This is a genomic window from Seonamhaeicola sediminis, from assembly GCF_004358095.2.
GTDB lineage: Bacteria > Bacteroidota > Bacteroidia > Flavobacteriales > Flavobacteriaceae > Seonamhaeicola > Seonamhaeicola sediminis.
In genome coordinates this window covers 121,721-144,931 of the sequence record NZ_SMZJ02000001.1, presented here as the reverse complement: position 1 = coordinate 144,931, position 23,211 = coordinate 121,721, and the positions used below count along the sequence as shown (strand labels likewise).

The window sequence follows — 23,211 nt, the reverse complement described above, 5'->3', positions numbered from 1 at the left end:
TCCAGATAGATTACTATCTGGAGTTTTTTTGTTTTATGAGATTCCTGTTTTCACAGGATTTGGCTATTCATCAACCAAAACCCAATCACCTTTGGCAATTAAAGGTTCGGCTTGCTTGTATTTTAAAGTTTTATTTTCACCATTAATAACATGTTTTATGGTAACACGATCGTTACGCCCTATTTTAGGTTTGTCGCGTACAATGGTTTCTACCACTTGTGGCTGGCGTTGGGTATTACCTGCAGCTCTACTTTCGGCAGAACGTTCATCAAGATTAGGAATTTCTTCTTTAGTGGTTTGCACTTTTTCTTGTTTTCTGGCACGTGCTTCTTGAATGTTATTTTGGGTTTCTTGTGGTAGTTCTCCCTTAAATAAAAATGAAATAACATCTTTATTAACCTGATCAATCATTGATTTGAATAACTCAAAAGCTTCAAATTTATAAATCAATAATGGGTCTTTTTGCTCATGAACCGCCAATTGTACTGATTGCTTCAGTTCATCCATTTTACGCAAATGCGTTTTCCAAGCATCGTCAATAATGGCTAGTGCAATATTCTTTTCAAAATCAGTAATTAACTGCTTACCATTGGTTTCATAAGCTTTTTCAAGATCTGTTACCACATTTAGGCTTTTAACACCATCGGTAAACGGTACTACGATACGTTTGTATTTATCACGTTGGGTTTCGTATACATTTTTAATAACAGGAAAAGCAATATCGGCATTACGTTCCATTTTATCGCGGTAATGCTCAAAGGCAGCTTTATATATTTTTGAGGTTATTTCTTGCTCTGATAAGCTTGTGAATTCTGCTTCAGTAATAGGCGAACTCATTGAGAAATAACGAATCAGTTCAAACTCAAAATTTTTGTAATCATTAGCACCTTTATTGGTTTGGGCAATACCTTCGGAAGTGTCAAAAATCATGTTTGCCAAATCTACACGAAGGCGTTCGCCATGTAGGGCGTGTCTTCTACGCTTGTAAACCACTTCACGTTGTGCGTTCATTACATCATCATACTCTAATAATCGTTTGCGAACACCAAAGTTGTTTTCCTCAACTTTCTTTTGAGCACGCTCAATAGATTTTGAAATCATGGAATGTTGAATCACTTCGCCTTCTTTTAGCCCCATACGGTCCATCATTTTGGCAATACGTTCGCTACCAAATAAACGCATAAGGTTGTCCTCTAAGGATACATAGAACTGGGAGCTACCAACATCTCCTTGACGACCAGCACGACCTCGTAACTGGCGGTCTACACGACGTGAGTCATGACGCTCGGTACCTACAATGGCTAACCCACCGGCTTCTTTAACCTCATCGGTTAACTTAATATCAGTACCACGACCTGCCATATTGGTAGCAATGGTTACTTGACCGCTTCTACCAGCTTGATCTACAATTTCAGCTTCTTTTTTATGTTGTTTTGCATTCAGTACGTTGTGAGGAATCTTTCTGATGCTTAACATTTTTCCCAATAACTCTGATATCTCAACCGAAGTTGTTCCAATTAAAACTGGGCGACCAGCTTTTGATAATTGGGTTACTTCATCAATAACAGCATTATATTTTTCACGCTTCGTTTTATAAACTAAATCCTCGCGGTCATCACGGGCTATGGGTTTGTTGGTTGGTATTTCAACCACATCTAATTTATAGATTTCCCAAAACTCACCGGCTTCAGTAACTGCTGTACCCGTCATACCAGATAGTTTTCGGTACATTCTAAAATAATTTTGTAACGTTACGGTTGCAAAAGTTTGGGTAGCATCTTCAATTTTAACGTTTTCTTTAGCCTCAATGGCTTGGTGTAAACCATCGCTATAACGACGCCCATCCATAATACGACCGGTTTGCTCATCAACAATCATCACCTTATTGTCAATAACTACATACTGCGTGTCTTTTTCAAATAGAGCGTAAGCCTTTAATAATTGATTTAAAGTGTGAATGCGTTCTGATTTTACGCCAAACTCCTTAAATAATTCTTCTTTAAGTTCAGCTTCCTTTTCTGGCGATAATCCTTGACTTTCAATTTTTGCAATCTCCATCCCAATCTCTGGCATTACAAAAAAGTTTGGATTGTCCTTTCCAGATAAATAATCAACACCTTTATCGGTTAATTCAATCTGGTTGTTTTTTTCGTCTATTACATAGTACAATTCCGCATCTACCTTAGGCATTTCACGGTTGTTGTCTTGCATATAGAAGTTTTCAGTTTTTTGTAAGAGTTGTTTAACACCTTCTTCACTCAAAAACTTTATGAGTGCCTTATTTTTAGGAATACCCCTATAAACACGAAGCAATTGGAAACCACCTTCTTTAGTGTCTCCTTCCTTGATAAGCTTTTTAGCTTCGGCTAAAACACCTGTTAAATATTTACGTTGAACATTAACAATGTCGTCAACTTTAGGTTTTAGTTCATTAAACTCATGGTGATCTCCCTTTGGAATGGGACCAGAGATGATTAAAGGGGTACGTGCATCATCAACCAAAACTGAATCCACCTCATCTACAATGGCATAGTGGTGTGGACGCTGCACTAAGTCACCAGGTGCGTGTGCCATATTATCACGCAAGTAGTCAAACCCAAACTCATTGTTAGTTCCGTAGGTAATATCAGCGTTATAAGCCTTTTTGCGGGCATCTGAATTTGGCTGATGGTAATCAATACAATCTACACTTAACCCATGAAACTCAAAAATAGGTGCCATCCACGCGCTATCGCGTTTTGCTAAGTAGTCGTTTACGGTTACTAAATGCACACCTTTACCGGCTATCGCGTTTAAGTACACAGGTAAGGTGGCCACCAAGGTCTTACCTTCACCAGTTTGCATTTCGGCAATTTTCCCTTGGTGTAATGCAATACCACCAATGAGCTGAACATCATAATGAATCATGTCCCATGTAATTGGTTTTCCAGCAGCATCCCAAGAATTGGACCATGTGGCGTTATCACCATCTAGTGATACATAGGTTTTTTCGGCAGATAGTGTTCTGTCAAATTCATTTGCTTTAACAGTAATGGTAGTATTATTCACAAACCGTTTAGCCGTTTCTTTAACCACGGCAAAAGCTTCTGGTAAGATTTCGTTTAAAACCCCTTCGGTAATGTCATATACAGTATCATGAAGTTTATCTATTTGTTCATAAATATCTTCACGTGCGTCAATATCTTCGGTGTTTTCGGCTTCTTCTGATAGTTTATTAATTTGCTCGTTTACATCTTTACATGCTTCTGCAATTTTCGATTTGAATTCAATTGTTTTATGACGTAATTCGTCATGAGTTAAGCCTTCAAGTGAAGACTCAAAAGATTTTATTTTATCAACAATAGGCATGATAGCCTTGACGTCTTGTTTAGATTTGTCTCCAACAAATACTTTTAAGACCGAATTTAAAAAACTCATATATTTTGTTTTATATTTTTCTTGTCATTCTGAATGTAATGAAGAATCTGCTTTAGTTCAAGAGATTCTTCGACTCCGAATATATTCGGAATGCTCTGAATGACATAGATTATTTTTTTTGTTATAGCTAGAACTAACATTCAAAGATACATTATGTTAGGGTGTTTCATAAGGAATAGAATAAAAAAAAGCCTCAAACAGAGACTTTTTTAACTAATTCTTTATGGTTATTATTTTAATATTCATCTTCGTTCCAAAGATAATCTTCGTCTGTTGGGTAATCAGACCAGATTTCTTCAATAGAATCATAAGAATCACCTTCGTCTTCAATAGACTGCAAATTTTCAACAACTTCTAAAGGTGCTCCAGTTCTAATGGCGTAGTCAATTAACTCGTCTTTAGTAGCTGGCCATGGGGCATCACTTAAATAAGATGCTAGTTCTAAAGTCCAATACATTTCTTATAGGTTTAATTTTCTGCAAAAATAATTTTTTAGTTTAAACGTGCAAGAAAAATTTGAATTATTTCATATTCATTTAAACTTTCAATTTTTTAAAAAAATAATTGAAAGATTTAAGAGAATATCAACCGCTATGCTTTCGTTAAAAAAAACTTCATGAATTCGTCTCAAAATATTCATAATGTTTTTTTAACTCATTTCATCATTAATTAAAAGAGCGTTTTCTGTTGCGTTATAAACGGTTGCAATTAATTTTTGCAAGGTTCATATTTATCCAAATAAAATTTAGCTTTAAATATTGTTTTATGGGCGTTTAACAATTTTGTTTTAACATTCTTCGCTGTGCTCTGAATAACAAAATTGTTATCGGGCTTTCAGCTATATCTTTTTTGAGTGTCATTGCCATGTAAATTTTAATTTACTGTAGCAATCTCGCATTCAAAAGAAATTATTTGGTCTAACCAAAAAAGGATGCCGCTTCAATCCCTAACGCAAAACAATAGATTAAGATTTCTTTTCAGGAATCCACTTCACTTCATCTGCTTGCAAGTCTAGGGTCAACTTTCGTGCCAATACAAAAAGGTAGTCAGAAAGGCGGTTTAAGTATATTAAAGCATGAGATTCTATAGGTTCTATGTTGTTAAGAGATGAAGCCAAACGTTCTGCTCTACGGCAAACACAACGTGCTATATGACAGAATGACACCGTTTGGTGACCGCCGGGTAATACAAAATGGGTCATGGGAGGTAACGCTTCATTCATGGTGTCCATTTCATCTTCTAGTTTCTGAATATCATCAGAGGAAATCTTTTCAATATTCAAACGTTCTTTACCGCTTTTTAAAATGGCTTTTTCGGGGTCTGTTGCTAAAATAGCTCCAACGGTAAATAAGTTGTGTTGTATTTCAATGAGAATATCTTTGTAATGTTGATTTATGTCTTGATCTCTAATTAAGCCTAAATGAGAGTTCAGTTCATCAACCGTTCCATAACTTTCAATTCTAATATGATGTTTGGGTACTCTAGTGCCTCCAAATAATGCGGTGGTTCCTTTATCGCCTGTTTTTGTATAAACCTTCATGTTTCAAAGTTAAAAGTTATAAGTTAAAAGTTAAAAGTTTTATTGTAAAAATGATTTTATCATTCCACAGAAGGCAAGAGCATTAACAATGTTTTGAACCCTCTCAGGCTGTTCAAACACAGATTCAAAACATCGTAATTACCCAAATCATACGCCTGTATTTTGAAAAGTAGATTCCTGTCTTCGCAGGAATGACAGCTAAACCACTTAACAACTAAACAAATCAATGATTAACCCTAATGCTAAAATGCTCCTTTACTTGCTCTTTCCTAAAAAACACAAATCCCCAAAAAAACGTATCAATAGTAACGGTAACTTTTGGGTGTAGTTTAATAGTTTCCCAAGCTTCTGTCATACCTTTAGACCAGTAGATGTCATCAAAAATAAAAACAGTGTTATTATTAATGGTTGGTAAAAGTGCTTCAAAATACTGTAAAGTAGCCTCTTTTTTATGATTACCATCAAAGAAAATAAGATTGTAACTTTTGTTAGTAAGCTTGGGTAACAAATCTTTAAAATCTCCAATTTTTAATTCAATATTCTTGTATTGATGTAATTGTTTCTTTGAAAACGAAGCTATTTCTGGACAACCTTCAATTGTCGTGATATTAGCTTTTGGGTTTCCGGTAGCCAATGCATGTGTAGCAATACCCAATGAAGTGCCAAGTTCAAGAACTTGGTCTGGTTTAAAATACTTTGATATTCGAAAAAGGAGTTTGCTTCTTTTTAAAGTAGTTCCAGAGGTTTTAGCAATTTCATTTACCAGCCTAATATTGGTTTTAGTTTTCCTAGAACCAAGTCCTAAATCATTAACTTGAATGGTGTTTCTATTTTGTAAAAGTTTACTGCGGTATACTTTAATAGCATTGTATTCTGTATAACTAGTTTTATCATAAAAGCACTTAGTAATTAAATCATAAACAAACGGGGAGTGTACCCCATGCTGGTTGGTAGATTTTAAAAGGAATTTTATGTATTGTATTAATTGAAATAACATGTTTTTAAATTGTTCTCTTTCTTTTTTATAACGAAACTGTGTCACACTGAGCGCAGTCGAAGTGCAAGTTAAGCTCATTATAATGACCTATTTATATTTATAGTGAGTTGCATTTCTGCATTCGGAAAGTATCTGTAGCATATCAAATTTTCCTTTAATTAATGCTTCCTTTTTTGCTCGAGTCCATTTTTTAATTTTCTTTTCAAAACGTATTGCCTGGATAACATCATTGAATTCTTGATGAAATTCTAATGTCAAAGGTCTTCTTTTATAGGTGTATGAGTCTTTGTTAAATCCCGCTTGATGTTCATTAAATCTTTTTTCTAAATCATTTGTTATTCCTGTATAATAACTTTCGTCTTTACATTTGAGTATGTAAACATAATACAATAACATATACGTTTTATAATAATAAAATTAACGTAAACATAAGAAATAAAATGTTGGGGTTCGACTGCGCTCACCCTGACAGTAGGAGCTAATGTGTATTTTGATGTTTGGTTGATGAATCTACTGCAGCCTATCCTGAGCGTAGACAAAGGGCTCACCCTGACAATTGATTGCTGTTTTATAAGGGTTCGACTGTAGCCTGTCCTGAGCGTAGACGAAGGGCTCACCCTGACATTTAGTTGTTACATTATCATGGTTCTACTGCAGCCTGTCCTGAGCGTAGACGAAGGGCTCACCCTGACAGAATAAATTTGACGGCTGACCCTGACAATACTATCCTTCCAACTTTTCAGATAACTCAAACCAGCGTTCTTCTTTAGCTTCAATAGTATCAATAATACCTTGTAGTTCCTCCGATAATGTATTAATATCTTCTTGAGACAACTCTGGATTTAGAAACTTATCTTCTAGTTGCTTTTTATCATAGGCCAAAGACTTGAGTTTACTTTCAATGTTTCGCAATTCTTTTTCTTCATTAAAAGAAAGTTTAGAGGCTTCGTTTTGTTTCCATGACGTATTTTCCTTTTTATCCTCTGAGGTTTTTGAAATAACGGGTTGGCTATCTTCATAAACCCTATAATCGGAATAGTTTCCTGGGAAATCTTCAATCGCCCCTTCGCCTTTAAAAACAAATAGATGGTCTACTACCTTATCCATAAAATAGCGATCATGAGAAACCACAATAATACATCCTGGAAAGTCTAAAAGAAAGCTTTCTAAAACATTAAGGGTTACAATATCAAGGTCATTGGTAGGTTCATCTAAAATTAAGAAGTTTGGGTTCTGGATTAAAACGGTGCATAAATAGAGGCGTTTTCGCTCGCCACCACTTAGCTTTTCAACAAAATCATACTGTTTTTTTCTGCTAAACAAAAAGCGTTCTAAAAGTTGTTGCGCACTAATTTGACGGCCTTTTTTTAAAGGAATGTAATCACCAAACTCCCTTATAACATCAATAACTTTCTGTTCTGGCTTAATAGTGATACCACTTTGAGTATAGTAACCAAATTTAACAGTATTTCCTTTAACTACTTTTCCAGAATCGGGTTTTGTGGTTTGGGTTAAAATGTTTAGAAACGTTGTTTTTCCAGTACCATTTTTGCCTATAATACCAACGCGTTCACCCTTTTTGAAAGTGTAATCAAATCCTTTTAAAATAACCTTGTCTTTGAAAGATTTTGATACATTGTGGAACTCCATAATCTTGCTTCCCAAACGTTCCATATTAATCTCTAACTGAACTTGATAATCCTTTCTGCGTTGGTGCGCTTTATGTTTTATTTCAAAAAAATCATCAATTCTAGATTTCGATTTTGTGGTACGCGCTTTGGGTTGTCTGCGCATCCATTCCAATTCCGTTTTAAATAATTGCTTTGCTTTGTTGGTTTCCACAGCTTCACGCTCTATTCTGGCGTCTCGCTTTTCAAGGTAGTATGAATAGTTACCTTTATAACTATAAAGTTTACCTTCATCCAATTCAATAATCTCATTGCATACACGCTCTAAAAAGTAGCGGTCATGAGTCACCATAAATAAGGTAATGTTTTCTTTGGCAAAAAAAGCTTCCAACCACTCAATCATTTCCAAATCTAAATGGTTTGTGGGCTCATCAAGAATTAATAAATCGGGTTTGTTAATAAGGGCATTTGCCAGCGATAATCGTTTTTTTTGTCCACCAGAAAGTAAGCCTACTTTCTGGCTTAAGTTCTCAAGCTTTAGTTTAAAAAGAATTTGCTTGTATTGCGTTTCAAAATCCCAGGCCTGATGCCTTTCCATAGCATCAAAGGCTTTTTGATACGTTTCTGTGTCTTCGGGATTTAAAAGTGCTTTTTCGTAATCATGAATAATTTTTAAAATAGGATTATCACTTGCAAAAATGGTTTCCTCAACAGTGAGTTTGTTATCAAACTTAGGGTCTTGTGAAAGAAAGGATACTTTAATACCTTTTCGGTAAACAATATTACCAGAGTCTGGTTCATCATCGCCAGAAAGGATGTTTAAAATGGAGGTTTTTCCGGTACCATTCTTAGCTACAAAGGCTATTTTTTGATCCTTGTGAACGCTAAATGAGAGGTCTTCAAAAAGAACCAATTCACCATAAGATTTTGCTATATTTTCAACAGTTAAATAATTCAAAGGCGTGCTTTTTTGCAAATAACGGATAAATTGAGGAGATACGTGTTGTTTTTTGTGTTTGGGTTTATAGATGCCTGCCTGCACTTCAACTGCGCTTAGTGCATTGCGTGCCTTGCTCAGAATAACGCTTGTATTGTAATTGAGATTCTTCGTTTCACTCAGAATGACACACGCCCTGTCATTCAAAGGGAACGCAGAGACCGAAGAATCTCTTTGCTTTGATTGTAAGGGCTATTTAATTTTAAGATGCTTAGGCTCCCCTCTTAAGTTTAAGAGGGGAATGAATGCTGCCATAGCAGAAGAAAGGGGCGTTTGATTTTTAATTATTGCTTATAATTTTCTAAACCCTCCGTCTAAATGCTCAAGGCATTTAGCCACCTCCCTTATAAACATGGGAGGAGCAATAATTATTAATTTTTAGGCTTCCCTCTTAAGTTTAAGAGGGGAATGAATTCTGCTATAGCAGAAGAAAGGGGGCGTTTTTTATATTAAATGACTACTTTTAAATTATGAGAAAAAAAAGAATTCATACTAAAATAGAGCTTAAAGATTTTAGGAAGGAGTTACGTCAAAATTTAACACCAGCAGAAGCTTTTTTATGGAAACAGTTAAAAGCGAGGAGATTTCAGGGAAGACGTTTTACTAAGCAGCATAGTATAGGTTTTTTTATAGTAGATTTTTATTGTGCTTCAGAAAAGTTAATAATTGAGTTAGATGGTGATGTTCACAATAACCCTTTAAGTGAAAGTTACGATTCTAATAGAACGGCTTATTTATCGTCTTTAGGATATCGGGTTATTAGATTTGAAAATAAAATGGTGTTTGAAAATTTAGTTTCTGTTTTGGAGGAGATTGCTTCATGTTTTGACTCTGAACCTGAACCCTCCGACTGAATACTTTTTGTATCCAGCCACCTCCCTTATAAACAAGGGAGGAGCAATAGTTATTAATTTTTAGGCTCCCCTCTTAAGTTTAAGAGGGGAATGAATGCTGCCATAGCAGAAGAAAGGGGCGTTTGATTTTTAATTATTGCTTATAATTTTTTAAACTCTCCATCTAAATGTTACCGCATTTAGCCAACTCCCTTTGGTTAAAGGGAGGAGCTTGTGGTTTTGTAAAGGTTTAATAATATAGGGTGCTTAAAAAAAATTATGTAGATTTGTTTTTTTACCAATAAGCCTCAAAATGAAGCGATACTTTTTAGTTTCAATAATGCTTTTATGCATTATTAATATATCCTGTATTCCTTACAAGGATACGGTGTACCTTCAAAATAAATCTCAGGCTACGGATTCCCTTCAAGTCATTGTGGAGCAGCAAAAACCGTATCGCGTACAGATTAATGATATCTTAAATATCCGTATCAAAGTCACAGACCAAGATAATGTACAAATATTTAACCCCATTGGTATTGGTAATTTAAATGCTAGCGGAGCTGAACAGGCTTATTTTGATGGGTTTACGGTAGATCTTCATGGTAATATTAGAATTCCAGAATTAGGGGAAATGAATGTGTTGGGGTATACCACAAAAGAGATAGAAGTACTTATAACAAACATATTATTAGAAGATCAGTTTAAAGAAACTGCCAATATTTTTGTAACGGTTAAGCTCACGGGTTTACGTTATACAACCTATGGTGAGATAGGTAGTGGCATACAAACCATTTATCAAGAACAGGTTAATATCTTTGAAGCCATTGCCAATGCTGGGGATATTAGTGATGTGGGTGATAAAAAAGATGTGTTGATTGTTAGGCAATACCCTGAGGGGCAAAAAATTCATCATATCGATTTGACCGATGTGAATGTGATGAATTCCCCTTATTATTATATACAGCCCAATGATATGATTTACGTTAAGCCATTACGTCAAAAATCCTGGGGTACGGGTACCAACGCTTTGCAAAATATTAGTTCGGTAGCCACTATTTTATCATTGGTTACCACCTCTATATTACTATTTAACCGATTATAGCCCATGTCTTATAATGAATTTGAAGATTTGGATCATGTTGAAAGCAAAGGGATGACCTTTGATTTTAAAGGCTTTTTATTTAAGGTGTTACACCACTGGAAATTTATTTTTCTAAGTATTGGTGTGGCATTAATTATAGCCTACTCCATTAATGTGAGAAAACAAAATGTATATCGGTTAGGGGCTTTAGTATCCATTGAGAATGACCAAAATCCTTTTTTTACGGCTAATACCAGTATTTCATTTAATTGGGGCGGGGTATCAGGAAAGGTTGGAAAGGTCATCACCACCTTAGGGACTAGGCGACACAATGAAAAAGTGGTAGATTCCCTACAGTATTATATGCGTTACATGGTGCAAGGGAAGTATCGAAAAATTGATGTTTATAAAGGAACCCCATTTTACATTGAAATAGATAAAACGAAACCACAAGTTTTAGGTGATTATATAGGTGTCCGTTTTATTGATGAGACCCGTTTTGAGGTATTTCTTAATTCTGAAAAAGACAATGCAACAGGTCAAATATATTCAGATAAGACAAAAACAAGAGTGTCTTTGCCTTTGGGTGAATTTGAGAAGGCTTACAATATAGGGGATAAGGTATCACTTCCATTTGCTCATTTTACATTACATAAAAAGCTCTCCAAGACAATAAAACCTCAATCGGAGTATTATATACAGTTTTTAGATTTTGATGGTATTGTGAATCAATATAAAAATGTGGTTCGGGCTAGTCCAAGTGGGCAAACATCTTCAGTTTTGAGGCTTTCAATGGATGGGCCTAATAAAGGGAAAATAGTAGACTATTTGAATGCCACAGTGGCTATTTTAAGTAAAACAGAACTAGAACATAAAAACCAATACGCAACCAATACCATCAAGTTTATAGATAGTAGTCTTGCGGCTGTTAATTTAGATTTGAAATCGGTCAATGACGAGATGAACGATTTTAGAAAGCAAAGTAAGGTCTTTGATGTGGATGAAGAGTTGCAAGAAGTCTCGTCAAAATTAAAAAATTTAGATAAAGAAAAGGAGGTGATTAATAATAAGATAAAATATCTTGATGTATTAGAAACCTACCTAAGAACCAAAACCAATTATACCGAAATTGCAGCGCCTACATCAGTAGGTATTGATGAATCTAATATTTTGGCCAGTGTTGCTAAGTTGACAACCTTAGCCATAGAGCGTCAAAATTTGGAAGCCACCACCAAGGAAGGTTCCTCTTTATTTAAAGAGCTAGACAGCCGTATTGATGCCGAGAAAAATGTATTGTTTGAAATTATTAAAGGCACAAAAAGTACGGTTAACATTCAGTTAAACTCTATAAACAGCCAAATGGCCCGATTGGAATCTAAATTGAGTGATTTACCAGAAGAACAGCAACAGTTTTTAAAAATACAGCGTAAGCTAGATTTGAGTCAGGAAGCCTATAACGTGTATTTGGCCAAACGCAGTGAAGCTGCCATTGTAAAAGCAGCGAATGTGTCTGATATTTCCATGATTGATGAGGCTAAGGATATAGGAAATCCACCTATAGGACCTAATAAAAATCTTAATTACATGATGGCGCTTATGGTTGGTTTTTTTGGGCCTTTAGCCCTCATTTTTGTCGTATTTTTATTAGATACCACCATTCACGGCTCTGATGAGGTGGAACGTTTGTCTAATATTCCTATTTTGGGGCTGATAGGCAAGTACCGGTACCATAATAATTTGGTGGTATTTGAAAAACCTAAATCGGCGGTAGCCGAATCCTTTCGAGCCATTCGTTCCAGTTTACAGTTTTTTTATAAAAACAATGATAAAGCCGGGGGGCGTACCCTCATGGTAACCTCGTCGGTAAGTGGGGAAGGTAAAACCTTTTGTTCTATTAATATCGCTACGGCCTATGCCTTATCTGGTAAAAAGACCATTATATTAGGGTTGGATTTACGGAAACCTAAAATATTTAATGATTTTGACTTGAATAATGAGAAGGGGATGATTAATTACTTAATAGGAGATAAGCCGTTTGATGATGTTGTAGAAAAGACACCAATAGATAATTTATATGTGGTAACCTCTGGCCCCATACCGCCCAATCCATCTGAATTGTTAATGGGGAAATCCATACCGCTTCTTATGGAGCAACTCAGAAAGGACTACGATATTATTGTTTTAGATACACCCCCATTAGGTTTGGTTACCGATGCTTTAGAGTTGTCTAATTATGCCGACGCCACTTTGTTTGTGGTACGGTTAGATTACACTAAAAAAGGCATGTTACAATTGGTAAATGCAAAACATAGAAAAGGGGAGTTGAAAAATATCAGTTTTGTGTTGAATTTCTACAAACATAAAACCAATCAAAACTATGGCTATGGTTATGGTTACGGCTATGGTTATGGCTATGGGGTTTATGGCGAAGCCTATCATGAGAAGGATAAGACTTCGGTGTTGGGTAAGGTAAAGCGGTTGTTAAAGCGGTTGTAATTGTTATGTTATTCTGAGCGAAGATGAAATCTGAGCGTAAGAATCTTTTAAATGTAGAATTTGATTAAAAAGATTGTTACGTCGTTTCAATGAACATTGAAACTCCTCACAATGAATGGTTGTAGTTGTTTGTTACTTATAAGGAGATTGTTATGCAGAAGGAGCGAGGCTACGACCGACTGAAGCATCTCGATTAGATAAAGATTTTTTTAATTTGGGAGTTGAAATAAAGAGATTATTACGTCGCTACGCTCCTCATAATGACAATCAGATTTTAAGTTTATGTTAATTGTAAATCATACTCCCCGTCCTATGCCATTTGCCCATGCGTTATCTGGCCTTTTCGCTAAATACATCCACTGGGTGTATTTTTAACGCTCTATCCTTTTCTGAATGACAAACACCAGCCTCATTCAGAGCACAACATTCGAACCTATTTTTCATTTTGATTTTTTTAAACTTTAAAACTGTCAATTCGAGTGAATTTTACGGTTGAAAACCGTAAAATTTGCACTTCGACTCTGCTCAGTAGAACTATCGAGAATAAGAATTTCAGTCTATGTACAAGTTCTCGATACGATTTTTTTTGTCATCTCGAGCGTAGTTGAGAGGAAAAAATCACTCCAACTGACATTTAGATATTTCTTTAAGTCAAAATGCCCAACAGGTTTAAAAGTATATTTAGCTTTATTACTATATTAGCAAAATCAAAAACCCCAAAGCATTGCACACTTCAAAGGAAAGCCAGTGGTTATATACGATTTCTTCCAAGCGAAAGCTGATAGATTTTAACTTTAAAGAAATTTGGCAGTATCGAGACCTTATGTTTTTGTTTGTAAGACGGAATGTTATTGCCATGTATAAGCAAACCATATTAGGCCCATTATGGTATTTAATACAACCCTTGTTTACAGCGCTTACCTTTACCATTATTTTTAATAAAGTAGCCAATATTGAAACCGGAATGGTGCCCCCATTTTTATTTAATTTGGCAGGTATTTCAGTATGGTCTTACTTTAAAAACTGTTTAACAGGAACTTCAAATACCTTCAGTGCCAATGCTGGTATGTTTAGTAAAGTGTATTTTCCTAGAATCATCATTCCATTATCAGTTGTCATAACCAATTTGTTTAAGTTTGGTATTCAGTTACTAATATTCACTGGGTTTTATATTTACTATTACAGTCAAGGCGCTTCTATTCACATCAATAAACTTATTTTTATATTCCCAATACTGGTAGTTATTATGGGTTTGTTTGGTTTGGGTATTGGAATGCTTATCTCATCCATGGTCACAAAATATAAAGATCTCAAGTTTTTAGTGGGCTTTGGGGTACAATTATTAATGTATCTATCAGCGGTTATGTATCCTTTAAGTTTAATGCGCGAAAAGTTACCACGTTTTGCTTGGTTGGTGGAATATAATCCCATGGCTTATGTAATTGAAATGGCTAGATATATGTTGTTGGGAGATGGAACACTCTCGTGGGGTGGATTCACTTATACACTAATAGTTACTTTGGTAATCCTGTTTTCAGGTATAGTGGTTTTTAATGCAACTGAAAAACGATTTATAGATACCATTTAAGTATGCCTAAACAGTTTACCCATTTTGTTATTACAAGATTCAATCTTCGACAGTCTATATGGGGTTTGGATAAACAAGGAACCGAAGTTAACAGTGATGCTTGGTTGACGCATAGGTATAAGATTTTTGAAACATATTGCTTTCCTTCAATACAGAATCAAACAAATAAGTATTTTAAGTGGTTGGTTTTTTTTGATGAAACCACCCCGCAATTTTACAGGGATAAGAACAACTTTTTAAGCTCCGTATTTAGCAATTTTATTCCGGTATACGTTAAAGATTTTGATACGTTCCATGTTAAATTACCGCAATTTATTAAGGATTATTCAGAAGAGGGAGTAGATTATGTAATCACAACCAGACTGGATAATGATGATTGTTTTCACAAAGACGCCATAAAAATCATTCAAGATCATTTTACAACTAAAGAAACTACTATTATTGATTTGTGTAACGGATTAACCTTACAAATTAATGGAGGATATAAGTTGTCATTAAGGAAGAACGTAATTTCAGGACCATTTATTAGCCTCAGTGAATCTTTAAAATCTGAAAAAAAACCAGTTACAGTTTATAGTAAAGAACATACAGCTTGGTTAGGAACTGTTCACTATGTTTCTGTAAAGAAGGGGTTTTATTGGATGCAAATCATTCATAACAGGAACATTTCAAATGCTTTAGCACAACAACTTACCATGAACAAGCGCTATTTAGAAGGCTTTGATTTTTTAGAAAACATTTCATTTAGTCTAAGATATTATATATTTATCTTATATAAAGAAGTAAAATGTGTGGTACAGCGTATTAATACAAATAAATCAAGGATTTTAAGTCAATGAATACTACCATATTAAAAATTGATAATATATCCAAACAATACCGTTTAGGCCTTATTGGTACTGGAACTTTGAGTGATGATTTAAAGCGCTGGTGGTTCAGGGTTTTAAGAAAACCAGACCCATTTCTAAAAGTGGGAGCAACCAATGATAGAAGTAAAAAAGGTGATTCAGATTATGTTTGGGCACTTAAGAATATTAACATTGATGTAAAGCAGGGTGAGGTATTGGGAATCATTGGTAAAAATGGCGCTGGTAAATCGACTTTACTTAAAATATTATCTAGAATTACCATGCCTACAACTGGCATGGTTAAAAGTAAAGGTAGGATTGCTTCTTTGCTGGAAGTGGGTACTGGGTTTCATCCAGAACTTACCGGTAAAGAGAATATCTACTTAAACGGTGCTATTTTAGGGATGACCAAAGCTGAAATAAGAAAAAAAGAAATAGATATTATTGAGTTTAGCGGTTGCCAAAATTATATTGATACGCCTGTTAAACGGTATTCTTCAGGTATGCGGGTGCGTTTGGCTTTTGCGGTAGCGGCTTTTTTAGAGCCTGATATTTTGGTCATTGATGAAGTTTTGGCCGTAGGTGATGCCGAATTCCAAAAAAAAGCCATTGGTAAAATGCAAGATATTAGTAAAGGAGAAGGGCGAACCGTATTGTTTGTGAGCCATAATATGGCTTCGGTCAAATCGTTATGTACCAGGGCCATTGTTTTAGAGCATGGCGAAATGGTGTTTGATGGTAATACCGATGAGGCTGTGAGTTTTTATTTAAAAGGCGGAGCAGACTTGATACATCATCGCCAATTTGGTAATTCAATCAATAAAAACGTGTTTCAATTACATCAAATAAGTGTAAAGAATATAAATAGGTCAATAGATGACGTTATTGTAGAGGATGAGGCTATAGAAATTAAAACCGTTTTAAGTTTCAAAGCATGCAACCCAGAAGATTACCATATTACCTACCATTTATTTAATGAAATGGGAGAGGCTATGTTCTCTTTTTCTAATACAGAAGCACCTTTAAAACAGGGCACTAATGATTTGGGGTGTTGTTTTCCTAAAGGCTTTTTACAATCAGGACAATATTTTTTATCATTTTTATTTGTTAAAGATAGACGAAAAGCCATTCATATAGAAAAAGACATCATTAGTTTTGTAGTGGCCGATGGCAAACGGGATATAGGTGTGTATATGGGTAAAGAACCAGGCTATATAAGACCACAATTTAATTGGTATAGATTACATGATTAATGTGACTAAAACGTTTTTGCCACCTCAAGATGAGTATCAAGCTATATTAAAACGTGCTTGGGGTACGGGATGGGTCACCAATAGAGGTGTTTTGGTTCAGGAATTAGAGCAAAAACTTAAGGACTATCTTGGGGTAGCAAACATATTAGCTATGACCAATGGTACCTTGCCCTTGCAGATTGCCATTAAGGCCTTGGGCTTAAAGGGCGAGATTATTACGACGCCCTTTAGTTATGTGGCCACCACCTCCAGTATTGTATGGGAGGGCTGTACCCCAGTATTTGTAGATATTCATCCAGGCTATTTAACTATTGATGAAACGAAAATAGAAGCGGCTATTACATCCAAAACTTCGGCCATACTGGCAACGCATGTATTTGGAAACCCCTGTGCTATTGAGGTTATAGAGAACATTGCCAAAAAACACCATTTAAAAGTTATTTATGATGCCGCCCACTGTTTTGGGGTGCAGTATAAAGGCCAATCTATTTTTAATTATGGCGATATGAGTACCTGTAGTTTTCATGCTACCAAATTGTTTCATACTGGGGAAGGTGGTGCTATAGTTTTTAAGGATGATACCTTATATAATGATTTATATTACCGTCATAATTTTGGCCACAAGGGTAATGAAGATTTTTTTGGCTTAGGTATTAATGCTAAAATGAGTGAGCTACAGGCTGCTATGGGGTTAGCTTTATTCCCTCATCTTGATTCCATTTTAGAAGCAAGAAGGTTTATTGTGGATTTTTATAACACACAACTTCAAGATACTAATCTGAAGTTTTTAAAACTTAGAGGTCATACCAATTGGAACTACAGTTATTATCCAATCATTTTTAATAATGAAACCCAACTTCTAAAAGTAGTTAAGGCTTTAAATGCTGCAGATATATTCCCTAGGCGCTATTTCTATCCTAGTTTGGATAATTTACCATATATAAAAAATCAACATTGCGAAATTTCAAATAGAATAGGAAGTTCTATTCTATGTTTACCATTATATCATGATTTAATTGAAAAACAACAAATTAGAATTGTTGAACTAATTAAAGTACATTTATGAGAATAGCCATCATGCAACCTTATTTTTTTCCTTACATAGGTTATTTTCAATTGATACATGCTGTAGATGAGTTTGTGTTTTATGACGATGTTAATTTTATAAAAAAAGGATATATCAACAGGAATACTATACTGGTAAATGGAGATAGTTATCAATTTACTTTACCAATAAAAAACGCGTCGCAGAATAGGTTAATAAATGAGACTGAAATAACCTTGTCCAAAAAATGGGTTAATAATTTTCTGAAGACTTTGGAGCATGCCTATAAAAATGCACCGCATTTTAAAAGTGTTTATAATTTGGTAAAAGACATCTTGGAAGACGATTCAAAGACAATATCTCAAATTGCGATAAATAGCGTAAGTAAGGTGTGTGCTTATTTAGGCTTAAAACCTAATTTTAGCTTGAGTTCTCAAGATTATTCTAGTAGTAAAGCACTCAAAAAGGCAGATAGGATAATAGCAATAGCTAAAGAATCGGGTAAGTATTTTTACATTAACCCTATCGGAGGTCAAAAATTATATACTAAGACCTATTTTAAGGATAGAGGTATTAATCTTAATTTTTTACAAACCGAAGCGATACAATATAATCAATTTCAGCATCGGTTTGTAGACTCTTTATCGATTATTGATGTATTGATGTTTAATTCTAAGGATTCGATATTAAATCTTTTAAATCAAAGAAAAATAATATGAAAAGTAATAAAGTAATAATATTTGGCGTGTTAGACACTGCTGAACTCGCTTATTATTATTTATCAAATGATTCAGAGTATGAAGTTGTAGCTTTTACTTTAACTAAAGATTACATAGAAAAAAGAGAGTTTTACGGACTTCCAGTAGTTGCTTTTGAAGATTTAGAAAACTTATTCCCTCCTGAAGATTATTTACTTTTTTGCCCAATGACAGCTAAGAAAATGAACACTTTAAGAGAGAAAATTTATTTAGAGGGCAAGAAAAAAGGTTACCAATTTGCTTCTTATATAAGTAGTAAAGCAACAATTTTTAATAATGAAATAGGGGAAAATTGTTTTATATTAGAAGATAATACGATACAACCTTTTACTAAAATAGGAAATAATGTTGTCTTATGGAGTGGTAATCATATTGGTCATCACGGAGAAATTAAAGATCATGTTTTTTTTACTTCCCATGTAGTAATGTCTGGTCATTGTGTTATTGAATCTCATTGTTTTTTTGGAGTAAATGCTACAATTAGAGATTATTCAACTATTAGTAAAGGTACTTTAGTTGCTATGGGTGCATGCTTAACAAAGCAAAGTACAGAAGAATGGAGTGTTTATGTAGGTAATCCTGCAAAACGTTTAGGAGATAAAAAGAGTTATGACTTATATTAAATCAAAATGGGAAAAGAAAGGTTTGATTTTTAAACCTAAGGGTAATTTAGATTGGAGTTTAACACACGCCCAAGTTCCCTTTGCACATCTTATAAATGATGATATTCTAAGAATTTTTTACTCAACTAGAGATAAAAATAGCTGTTCTTCAGTTTCATTTATAGATGTAGAACCTGATAACCCTTTAAATATCCATTATATTCATAAATTGCCTGTACTCCAAAAAGGAAAAAGAGGCTCATTTGATGACTCAGGAACAATGCCGTCATGGTTTATAAATCATGAAAATAAGCTATATATGTATTATACTGCTTGGAATAAGAGTGTTGATGCATCATATAGACTATCTATAGGGTTAGCAGTAAGTGAAGATAATGGGATTTCTTTTGAAAAATTATTTCGAGGGCCAATTCTAGACAGAAACATTCATGATCCAATTTGGGTTGGGCAACCATGTGTTATTATTGAAGATGGAATATGGAAAATGTGGTATTTATGTTGTGAAAAAATTGAAGTCATAAATAATATTCCGGAGCCATTTTACAATGTAAAATATGCTCAGTCTTATGATGGTATTAATTGGATAAGGGAAAACCGTATTTGCATTGATTTTGATTTTGGGAAAATTGACGCTATAGGAAGACCTTGTGTATATAAAGATGAAGGTATTTATAAAATGTACCACTCTAATAGAAAGGCCTTAGGTTATAGAGAAAATAAAGAGGCAGCATATTCAATTGGGTATTCGGAGTCTGAGGATGGAATTCATTGGAAAAGATTAGATGATTTGGCTGGAATAGAAAAGAGTGATATGGGTTGGGATAGCCTTATGAACGAATATTGCACAACATATATGTTTAATGGAGTTAGATACTTGATATATAATGGCAATGGGTTTGGAAAAAGTGGTTTTGGGTATGCAGTTTTAAGAAAATAGGTATGGAAGACGTATTAGTAAGCATTGTAGTTCCCACCTATAATCATGAAAAGTATATATCAAGTTGTTTGGATAGTATATTAAAGCAGAAGACAAATTTTAACTATGAGGTTATTGTTGGAGAAGATCAAAGTCAAGATAAAACAAGAGAAATTTGTAAAAATTATGCACAAAGATATTCAAATATAATACGATTATTTTTATGGAATAGAGAAAATGAAGCATATGAGGAAGATCAGTCAACTGGAAGAAATAATTTTACACAATGTTATAAAAAATCTAGAGGAAAGTATGTTGCAATTTGTGAAGGTGACGATTATTGGGTAGATGAGTATAAGTTACAGAAACAAATAGATTTCCTCCAAGCTAATAAAGAATATAGTTTTTGTTATACAAGATTCAAAACATTTAATCAGGAAGACAATAGTTTTAAAATTGATTTCAATGAAAAGTATTTTAACTCTAATCGTACTTTTATAGATTTTACTTTTGAAACATTTCAAAAAGGTTGGCATATTGGTACTCAGACTTTGGTTTTAAGAAGGCAAAGTTTCAATATTGAGATATCTAGAAAGTTTAAATATTTTAGGGATATATATATAATTATTGAACTACTAAAGAAAGGTAAAGGGGCTTGTCTAAATTTTGTTGGAGCTGTCTATCGCATTCATGATGGAGGTGTACATTCTTCGGTATCCGTCTATAAAGGGTTTCAAAAAGGTTATCAATGCCATAAAGAATTATATGTAAACAATAAAAAGAATATTTTTTTAAAGAAAAAATTTATGCATTCAGCCCAAAACTTTATACAATCTAATATTCAGAATAAATATATTCTAAAAGCTCTTGTATTGAGCATAGAACTGTTTTTTTTAAATTGGTCAATTCTAGGATTGTTTAAAAATTTTAAAAGAATTGGTTTTGCATTTTTTAATTTTAGAAAATGAAAACTCTAAAAATTGCTTTTGTTGTTGGAGTATTTCCAGCTATTTCTGAAACTTTTATTGTCAATCAAATAGGGACTCTAAAGGAAAAAGGTTGTAACGTTAAGATTTTATGCACAAGGGAGGTTAATGGAAATCCTGTAGCTAATAGATTGATTTCCAAATATAAACTTTTAGAATCAACAACAAAGTTTACTGCAAATGAGCTATTAAATAAGAACAAAGGCTTTTTAAATAAAATAATGATACTTTTGAAAAGTTTAGGTGCTAAAGGGTTCTTACCATTACTTAAAAGTTTTAAGTACCTAACTTGGGCTAATATAGATAGAGTTAATAAACAATTTTTTAAAGTCTATTTTAAATATTATTTTAACATCAATCGTTTTGATGTGGTGCATGTGCATTTTGCTGATAATGCTGTACACCTTCTAGAACAGTTAAAAAGATTTGATGGCAAGATTGTGGTTACGTTTCATGGCTATGATGCTCATAACTATCCTTCATCTTATTTTAAGGGTTTACAAAATTTAAAGCATATTTATTATACTGTAAATACAGAATATACTAGACAAAAAGTTTTAAGTTTAGGGTTTTCTAAAGAAAAAATTCATGTATTACCTGTAGGGTTGAATACCATATTCTTTAAGCCTGAATCTATAAGAGTTTTAACTTCACCCTTTATAGTTTTGTTTGTAGGTCGATTTATAGAGTTAAAAGCACCGATTTTAGCCATAAAAATTATCGAGAGAGTAATAAATAAAATAGGAAATAATATAGTTTTATATATGGTTGGAGATGGTGAGGAGTATGAGGTATGTAAAGATTATATAGAACAAAATGACCTGATAAATCAAATTTTTTTATTAGGAAGTAAGTCACAGGAAGAGGTGAAAAATCTTATGAACGAAGCGCATCTGTTTTTGTTCCCAGGGATAATTGATAGTAAGGGATGTTGTGAAGGACAAGGGTTAGTTATTCAGGAAGCACAGGCTATGGAATTGCCTGTGTTGATTTCAGATGTTGGAGGCATGAAAGAAGGTATGATAGAAGAAAAGACAGGATATGCTATCAAGACTGGTAATCTTGAGGCTTTTGTTGAACGAATTATGTTTTTGATTAACAATTCCGATAAACGAAAAGAAATGGGGGCACGTGGTAGAGAGTTTGTATTAAAAAATTATGATAGCACTATTATAAGCCATAAGTTTTTCAAGTGTATATATTAATTGGATAAAGTCATAAATAACAAAATTAAGTAAGACGTTTTAAATTTATGAAATATATCAAGGGATATGATTCACTAAGAGCTATTTCAATTCTAATGGTTATTACCTCTCATTTAGGCTCATATAAAATGTTGCCTAATTTTGATTTTATTCAAGTAAGAGTGTGGTCATTGATTTCTGGAAGTACTGGTGTGTTAATTTTTTTTACGCTAAGCGGATTTTTAATCACATCAATTTTATTTGAGGAAAAAAAACATAGAGGTTATATAAATTTAAAGAAGTTTTATATTAGGCGGTTTTTGAGACTTTTACCGCCTTTAGTGATTTTTTATTCGATAATAATTTTAATAATGTTATTTAAACTTATTAAACCTAATTTTGAAGGACTTCTACTATCAATATTTTATGCCTATAATTTTGTTCCAGAAAAACTATATACGGTTGAGATTGGACATACTTGGTCGCTAGCTGTTGAAGAACAATTTTATATTACATGGCCAATTATAGTAATTTATTTAAAAAAGGTTAAGCATCTTATTTATGCAGCAATAATAGTTGTTGGTCTTTGTTTAGGGTTTGCTTTGGTCTATAGTGAATTAGGTGGCTTTCGTTCGAATTTTAAACCGTTTAGATGGTTTATACCTGCTGTTGGTCCAATTATGTTGGGATGCTTATTTTCTGTCTTAAATTTTAAGTATATAAGTAAGGTGCCATATCTTTTAAAAAGAAATAAACTAATTTTTTGGATGAGTCTTATATTTTTTTTATGTCCTACTTATATACCTATAAGTTATATGGTTGTTTCCTTTATTTTTCAAGCAGTAGGAGTATCAATATTTTTGGTATGGATATATTATAATCAGAACTCTAGTCTTGTGAATGTGTTACATAACAAAGCTTTAGTGTAAATAGGTTTAGTATCTTATGGATTGTATGTTTATCAAGGGGTTTTTTTAAGAACAGGTCCGGGAGGAGGTTTGAAGATTCAAGAATTTCC

Annotated in this window: 19 protein-coding genes; 13 read left to right on the top strand and 6 right to left on the bottom strand. The window is 33.7% G+C overall.

Going from position 1 to position 23,211, the window contains the following annotated elements; all coding sequences use genetic code 11:
• Nucleotides 1–63: 63 nt before the first annotated feature.
• The 6 genes from secA to E1J38_RS00670 all read right to left on the bottom strand — a co-directional run bounded on the left by secA (nt 64) and on the right by E1J38_RS00670 (nt 8,540).
• Complete coding sequence (gene secA / locus E1J38_RS00695) at nt 64–3,417, bottom strand: preprotein translocase subunit SecA (RefSeq protein WP_133354895.1); 3,354 nt, start codon at nt 3,415–3,417, stop codon at nt 64–66.
• Between the two features lie 235 nt (nt 3,418–3,652).
• Nucleotides 3,653–3,874: a DUF2795 domain-containing protein gene (locus tag E1J38_RS00690; protein ID WP_019387375.1), complete on the bottom strand. Its 222-nt coding sequence runs from the start codon at nt 3,872–3,874 to the stop codon at nt 3,653–3,655.
• A 507-nt stretch (nt 3,875–4,381) separates the two neighbouring features.
• Nucleotides 4,382–4,957, bottom strand: a complete 576-nt coding sequence (locus E1J38_RS00685; RefSeq protein WP_133354897.1) for a cob(I)yrinic acid a,c-diamide adenosyltransferase — start codon at nt 4,955–4,957, stop codon at nt 4,382–4,384.
• A gap of 223 nt (nt 4,958–5,180) precedes the next feature.
• On the bottom strand, nt 5,181–5,954 hold the full coding sequence (locus E1J38_RS00680) for an O-methyltransferase (protein WP_133354899.1): 774 nt from the start codon (nt 5,952–5,954) through the stop codon (nt 5,181–5,183).
• A gap of 87 nt (nt 5,955–6,041) precedes the next feature.
• Nucleotides 6,042–6,350: a GIY-YIG nuclease family protein gene (locus E1J38_RS00675; RefSeq protein WP_133354901.1), complete on the bottom strand. Its 309-nt coding sequence runs from the start codon at nt 6,348–6,350 to the stop codon at nt 6,042–6,044.
• A 327-nt stretch (nt 6,351–6,677) separates the two neighbouring features.
• Nucleotides 6,678–8,540 (bottom strand): ABC-F family ATP-binding cassette domain-containing protein, encoded by a 1,863-nt coding sequence (locus E1J38_RS00670; RefSeq protein WP_133354903.1) that lies wholly within the window; start codon nt 8,538–8,540, stop codon nt 6,678–6,680.
• Nucleotides 8,541–9,049: 509 nt separating this feature from the next.
• On the opposite strand from E1J38_RS00670, the gene E1J38_RS00665 reads away from it, so the two are divergent.
• The 13 genes from E1J38_RS00665 to E1J38_RS00605 all read left to right on the top strand — a co-directional run bounded on the left by E1J38_RS00665 (nt 9,050) and on the right by E1J38_RS00605 (nt 23,122).
• The gene (locus E1J38_RS00665) at nt 9,050–9,433 is read left to right on the top strand and encodes an endonuclease domain-containing protein (protein ID WP_133354905.1); all 384 of its coding nucleotides are present in this window, start codon (nt 9,050–9,052) and stop codon (nt 9,431–9,433) included.
• Between the two features lie 292 nt (nt 9,434–9,725).
• Nucleotides 9,726–10,517, top strand: a complete 792-nt coding sequence (locus E1J38_RS00660; protein ID WP_133354907.1) for a polysaccharide biosynthesis/export family protein — start codon at nt 9,726–9,728, stop codon at nt 10,515–10,517.
• 3 nt (nt 10,518–10,520) lie between these two features.
• Complete coding sequence (locus E1J38_RS00655) at nt 10,521–12,992, top strand: exopolysaccharide transport family protein (RefSeq protein WP_133354909.1); 2,472 nt, start codon at nt 10,521–10,523, stop codon at nt 12,990–12,992.
• Between the two features lie 724 nt (nt 12,993–13,716).
• The gene (locus E1J38_RS00650; RefSeq protein WP_133354911.1) at nt 13,717–14,580 is read left to right on the top strand and encodes an ABC transporter permease; all 864 of its coding nucleotides are present in this window, start codon (nt 13,717–13,719) and stop codon (nt 14,578–14,580) included.
• A gap of 2 nt (nt 14,581–14,582) precedes the next feature.
• Nucleotides 14,583–15,419 carry a glycosyltransferase gene (locus E1J38_RS00645; protein ID WP_133354913.1) on the top strand — a complete coding sequence of 279 codons (837 nt, stop codon included), beginning with the start codon at nt 14,583–14,585 and terminating at the stop codon, nt 15,417–15,419.
• Complete coding sequence (locus E1J38_RS00640; RefSeq protein WP_133354915.1) at nt 15,416–16,681, top strand: ABC transporter ATP-binding protein; 1,266 nt, start codon at nt 15,416–15,418, stop codon at nt 16,679–16,681. The genes E1J38_RS00645 and E1J38_RS00640 overlap by 4 nt, the downstream gene beginning before the upstream one ends.
• A complete protein-coding gene (locus E1J38_RS00635) occupies nt 16,674–17,747 on the top strand; it encodes a DegT/DnrJ/EryC1/StrS family aminotransferase (protein WP_133354917.1) in 1,074 nt (357 codons plus the stop codon). Before E1J38_RS00640 ends, E1J38_RS00635 begins: the two co-directional genes overlap by 8 nt.
• Nucleotides 17,744–18,445, top strand: coding sequence for a WbqC family protein (locus E1J38_RS00630; RefSeq protein WP_133354919.1), 702 nt, complete (start codon nt 17,744–17,746; stop codon nt 18,443–18,445). Before E1J38_RS00635 ends, E1J38_RS00630 begins: the two co-directional genes overlap by 4 nt.
• The gene (locus tag E1J38_RS00625; RefSeq protein ID WP_133354921.1) at nt 18,442–19,107 is read left to right on the top strand and encodes an acetyltransferase; all 666 of its coding nucleotides are present in this window, start codon (nt 18,442–18,444) and stop codon (nt 19,105–19,107) included. Before E1J38_RS00630 ends, E1J38_RS00625 begins: the two co-directional genes overlap by 4 nt.
• Nucleotides 19,094–20,044, top strand: coding sequence for a glycoside hydrolase family protein (locus tag E1J38_RS00620; RefSeq protein WP_133354923.1), 951 nt, complete (start codon nt 19,094–19,096; stop codon nt 20,042–20,044). Before E1J38_RS00625 ends, E1J38_RS00620 begins: the two co-directional genes overlap by 14 nt.
• 2 nt (nt 20,045–20,046) lie before the next feature.
• Nucleotides 20,047–20,991, top strand: coding sequence for a glycosyltransferase family 2 protein (locus E1J38_RS00615; protein WP_133354925.1), 945 nt, complete (start codon nt 20,047–20,049; stop codon nt 20,989–20,991).
• Nucleotides 20,988–22,214 (top strand): glycosyltransferase family 4 protein, encoded by a 1,227-nt coding sequence (locus E1J38_RS00610; RefSeq protein WP_133354926.1) that lies wholly within the window; start codon nt 20,988–20,990, stop codon nt 22,212–22,214. Before E1J38_RS00615 ends, E1J38_RS00610 begins: the two co-directional genes overlap by 4 nt.
• Before the next feature lie 47 nt (nt 22,215–22,261).
• Nucleotides 22,262–23,122, top strand: coding sequence for an acyltransferase family protein (locus tag E1J38_RS00605; RefSeq protein ID WP_133354928.1), 861 nt, complete (start codon nt 22,262–22,264; stop codon nt 23,120–23,122).
• Nucleotides 23,123–23,211 lie beyond the last annotated feature (89 nt).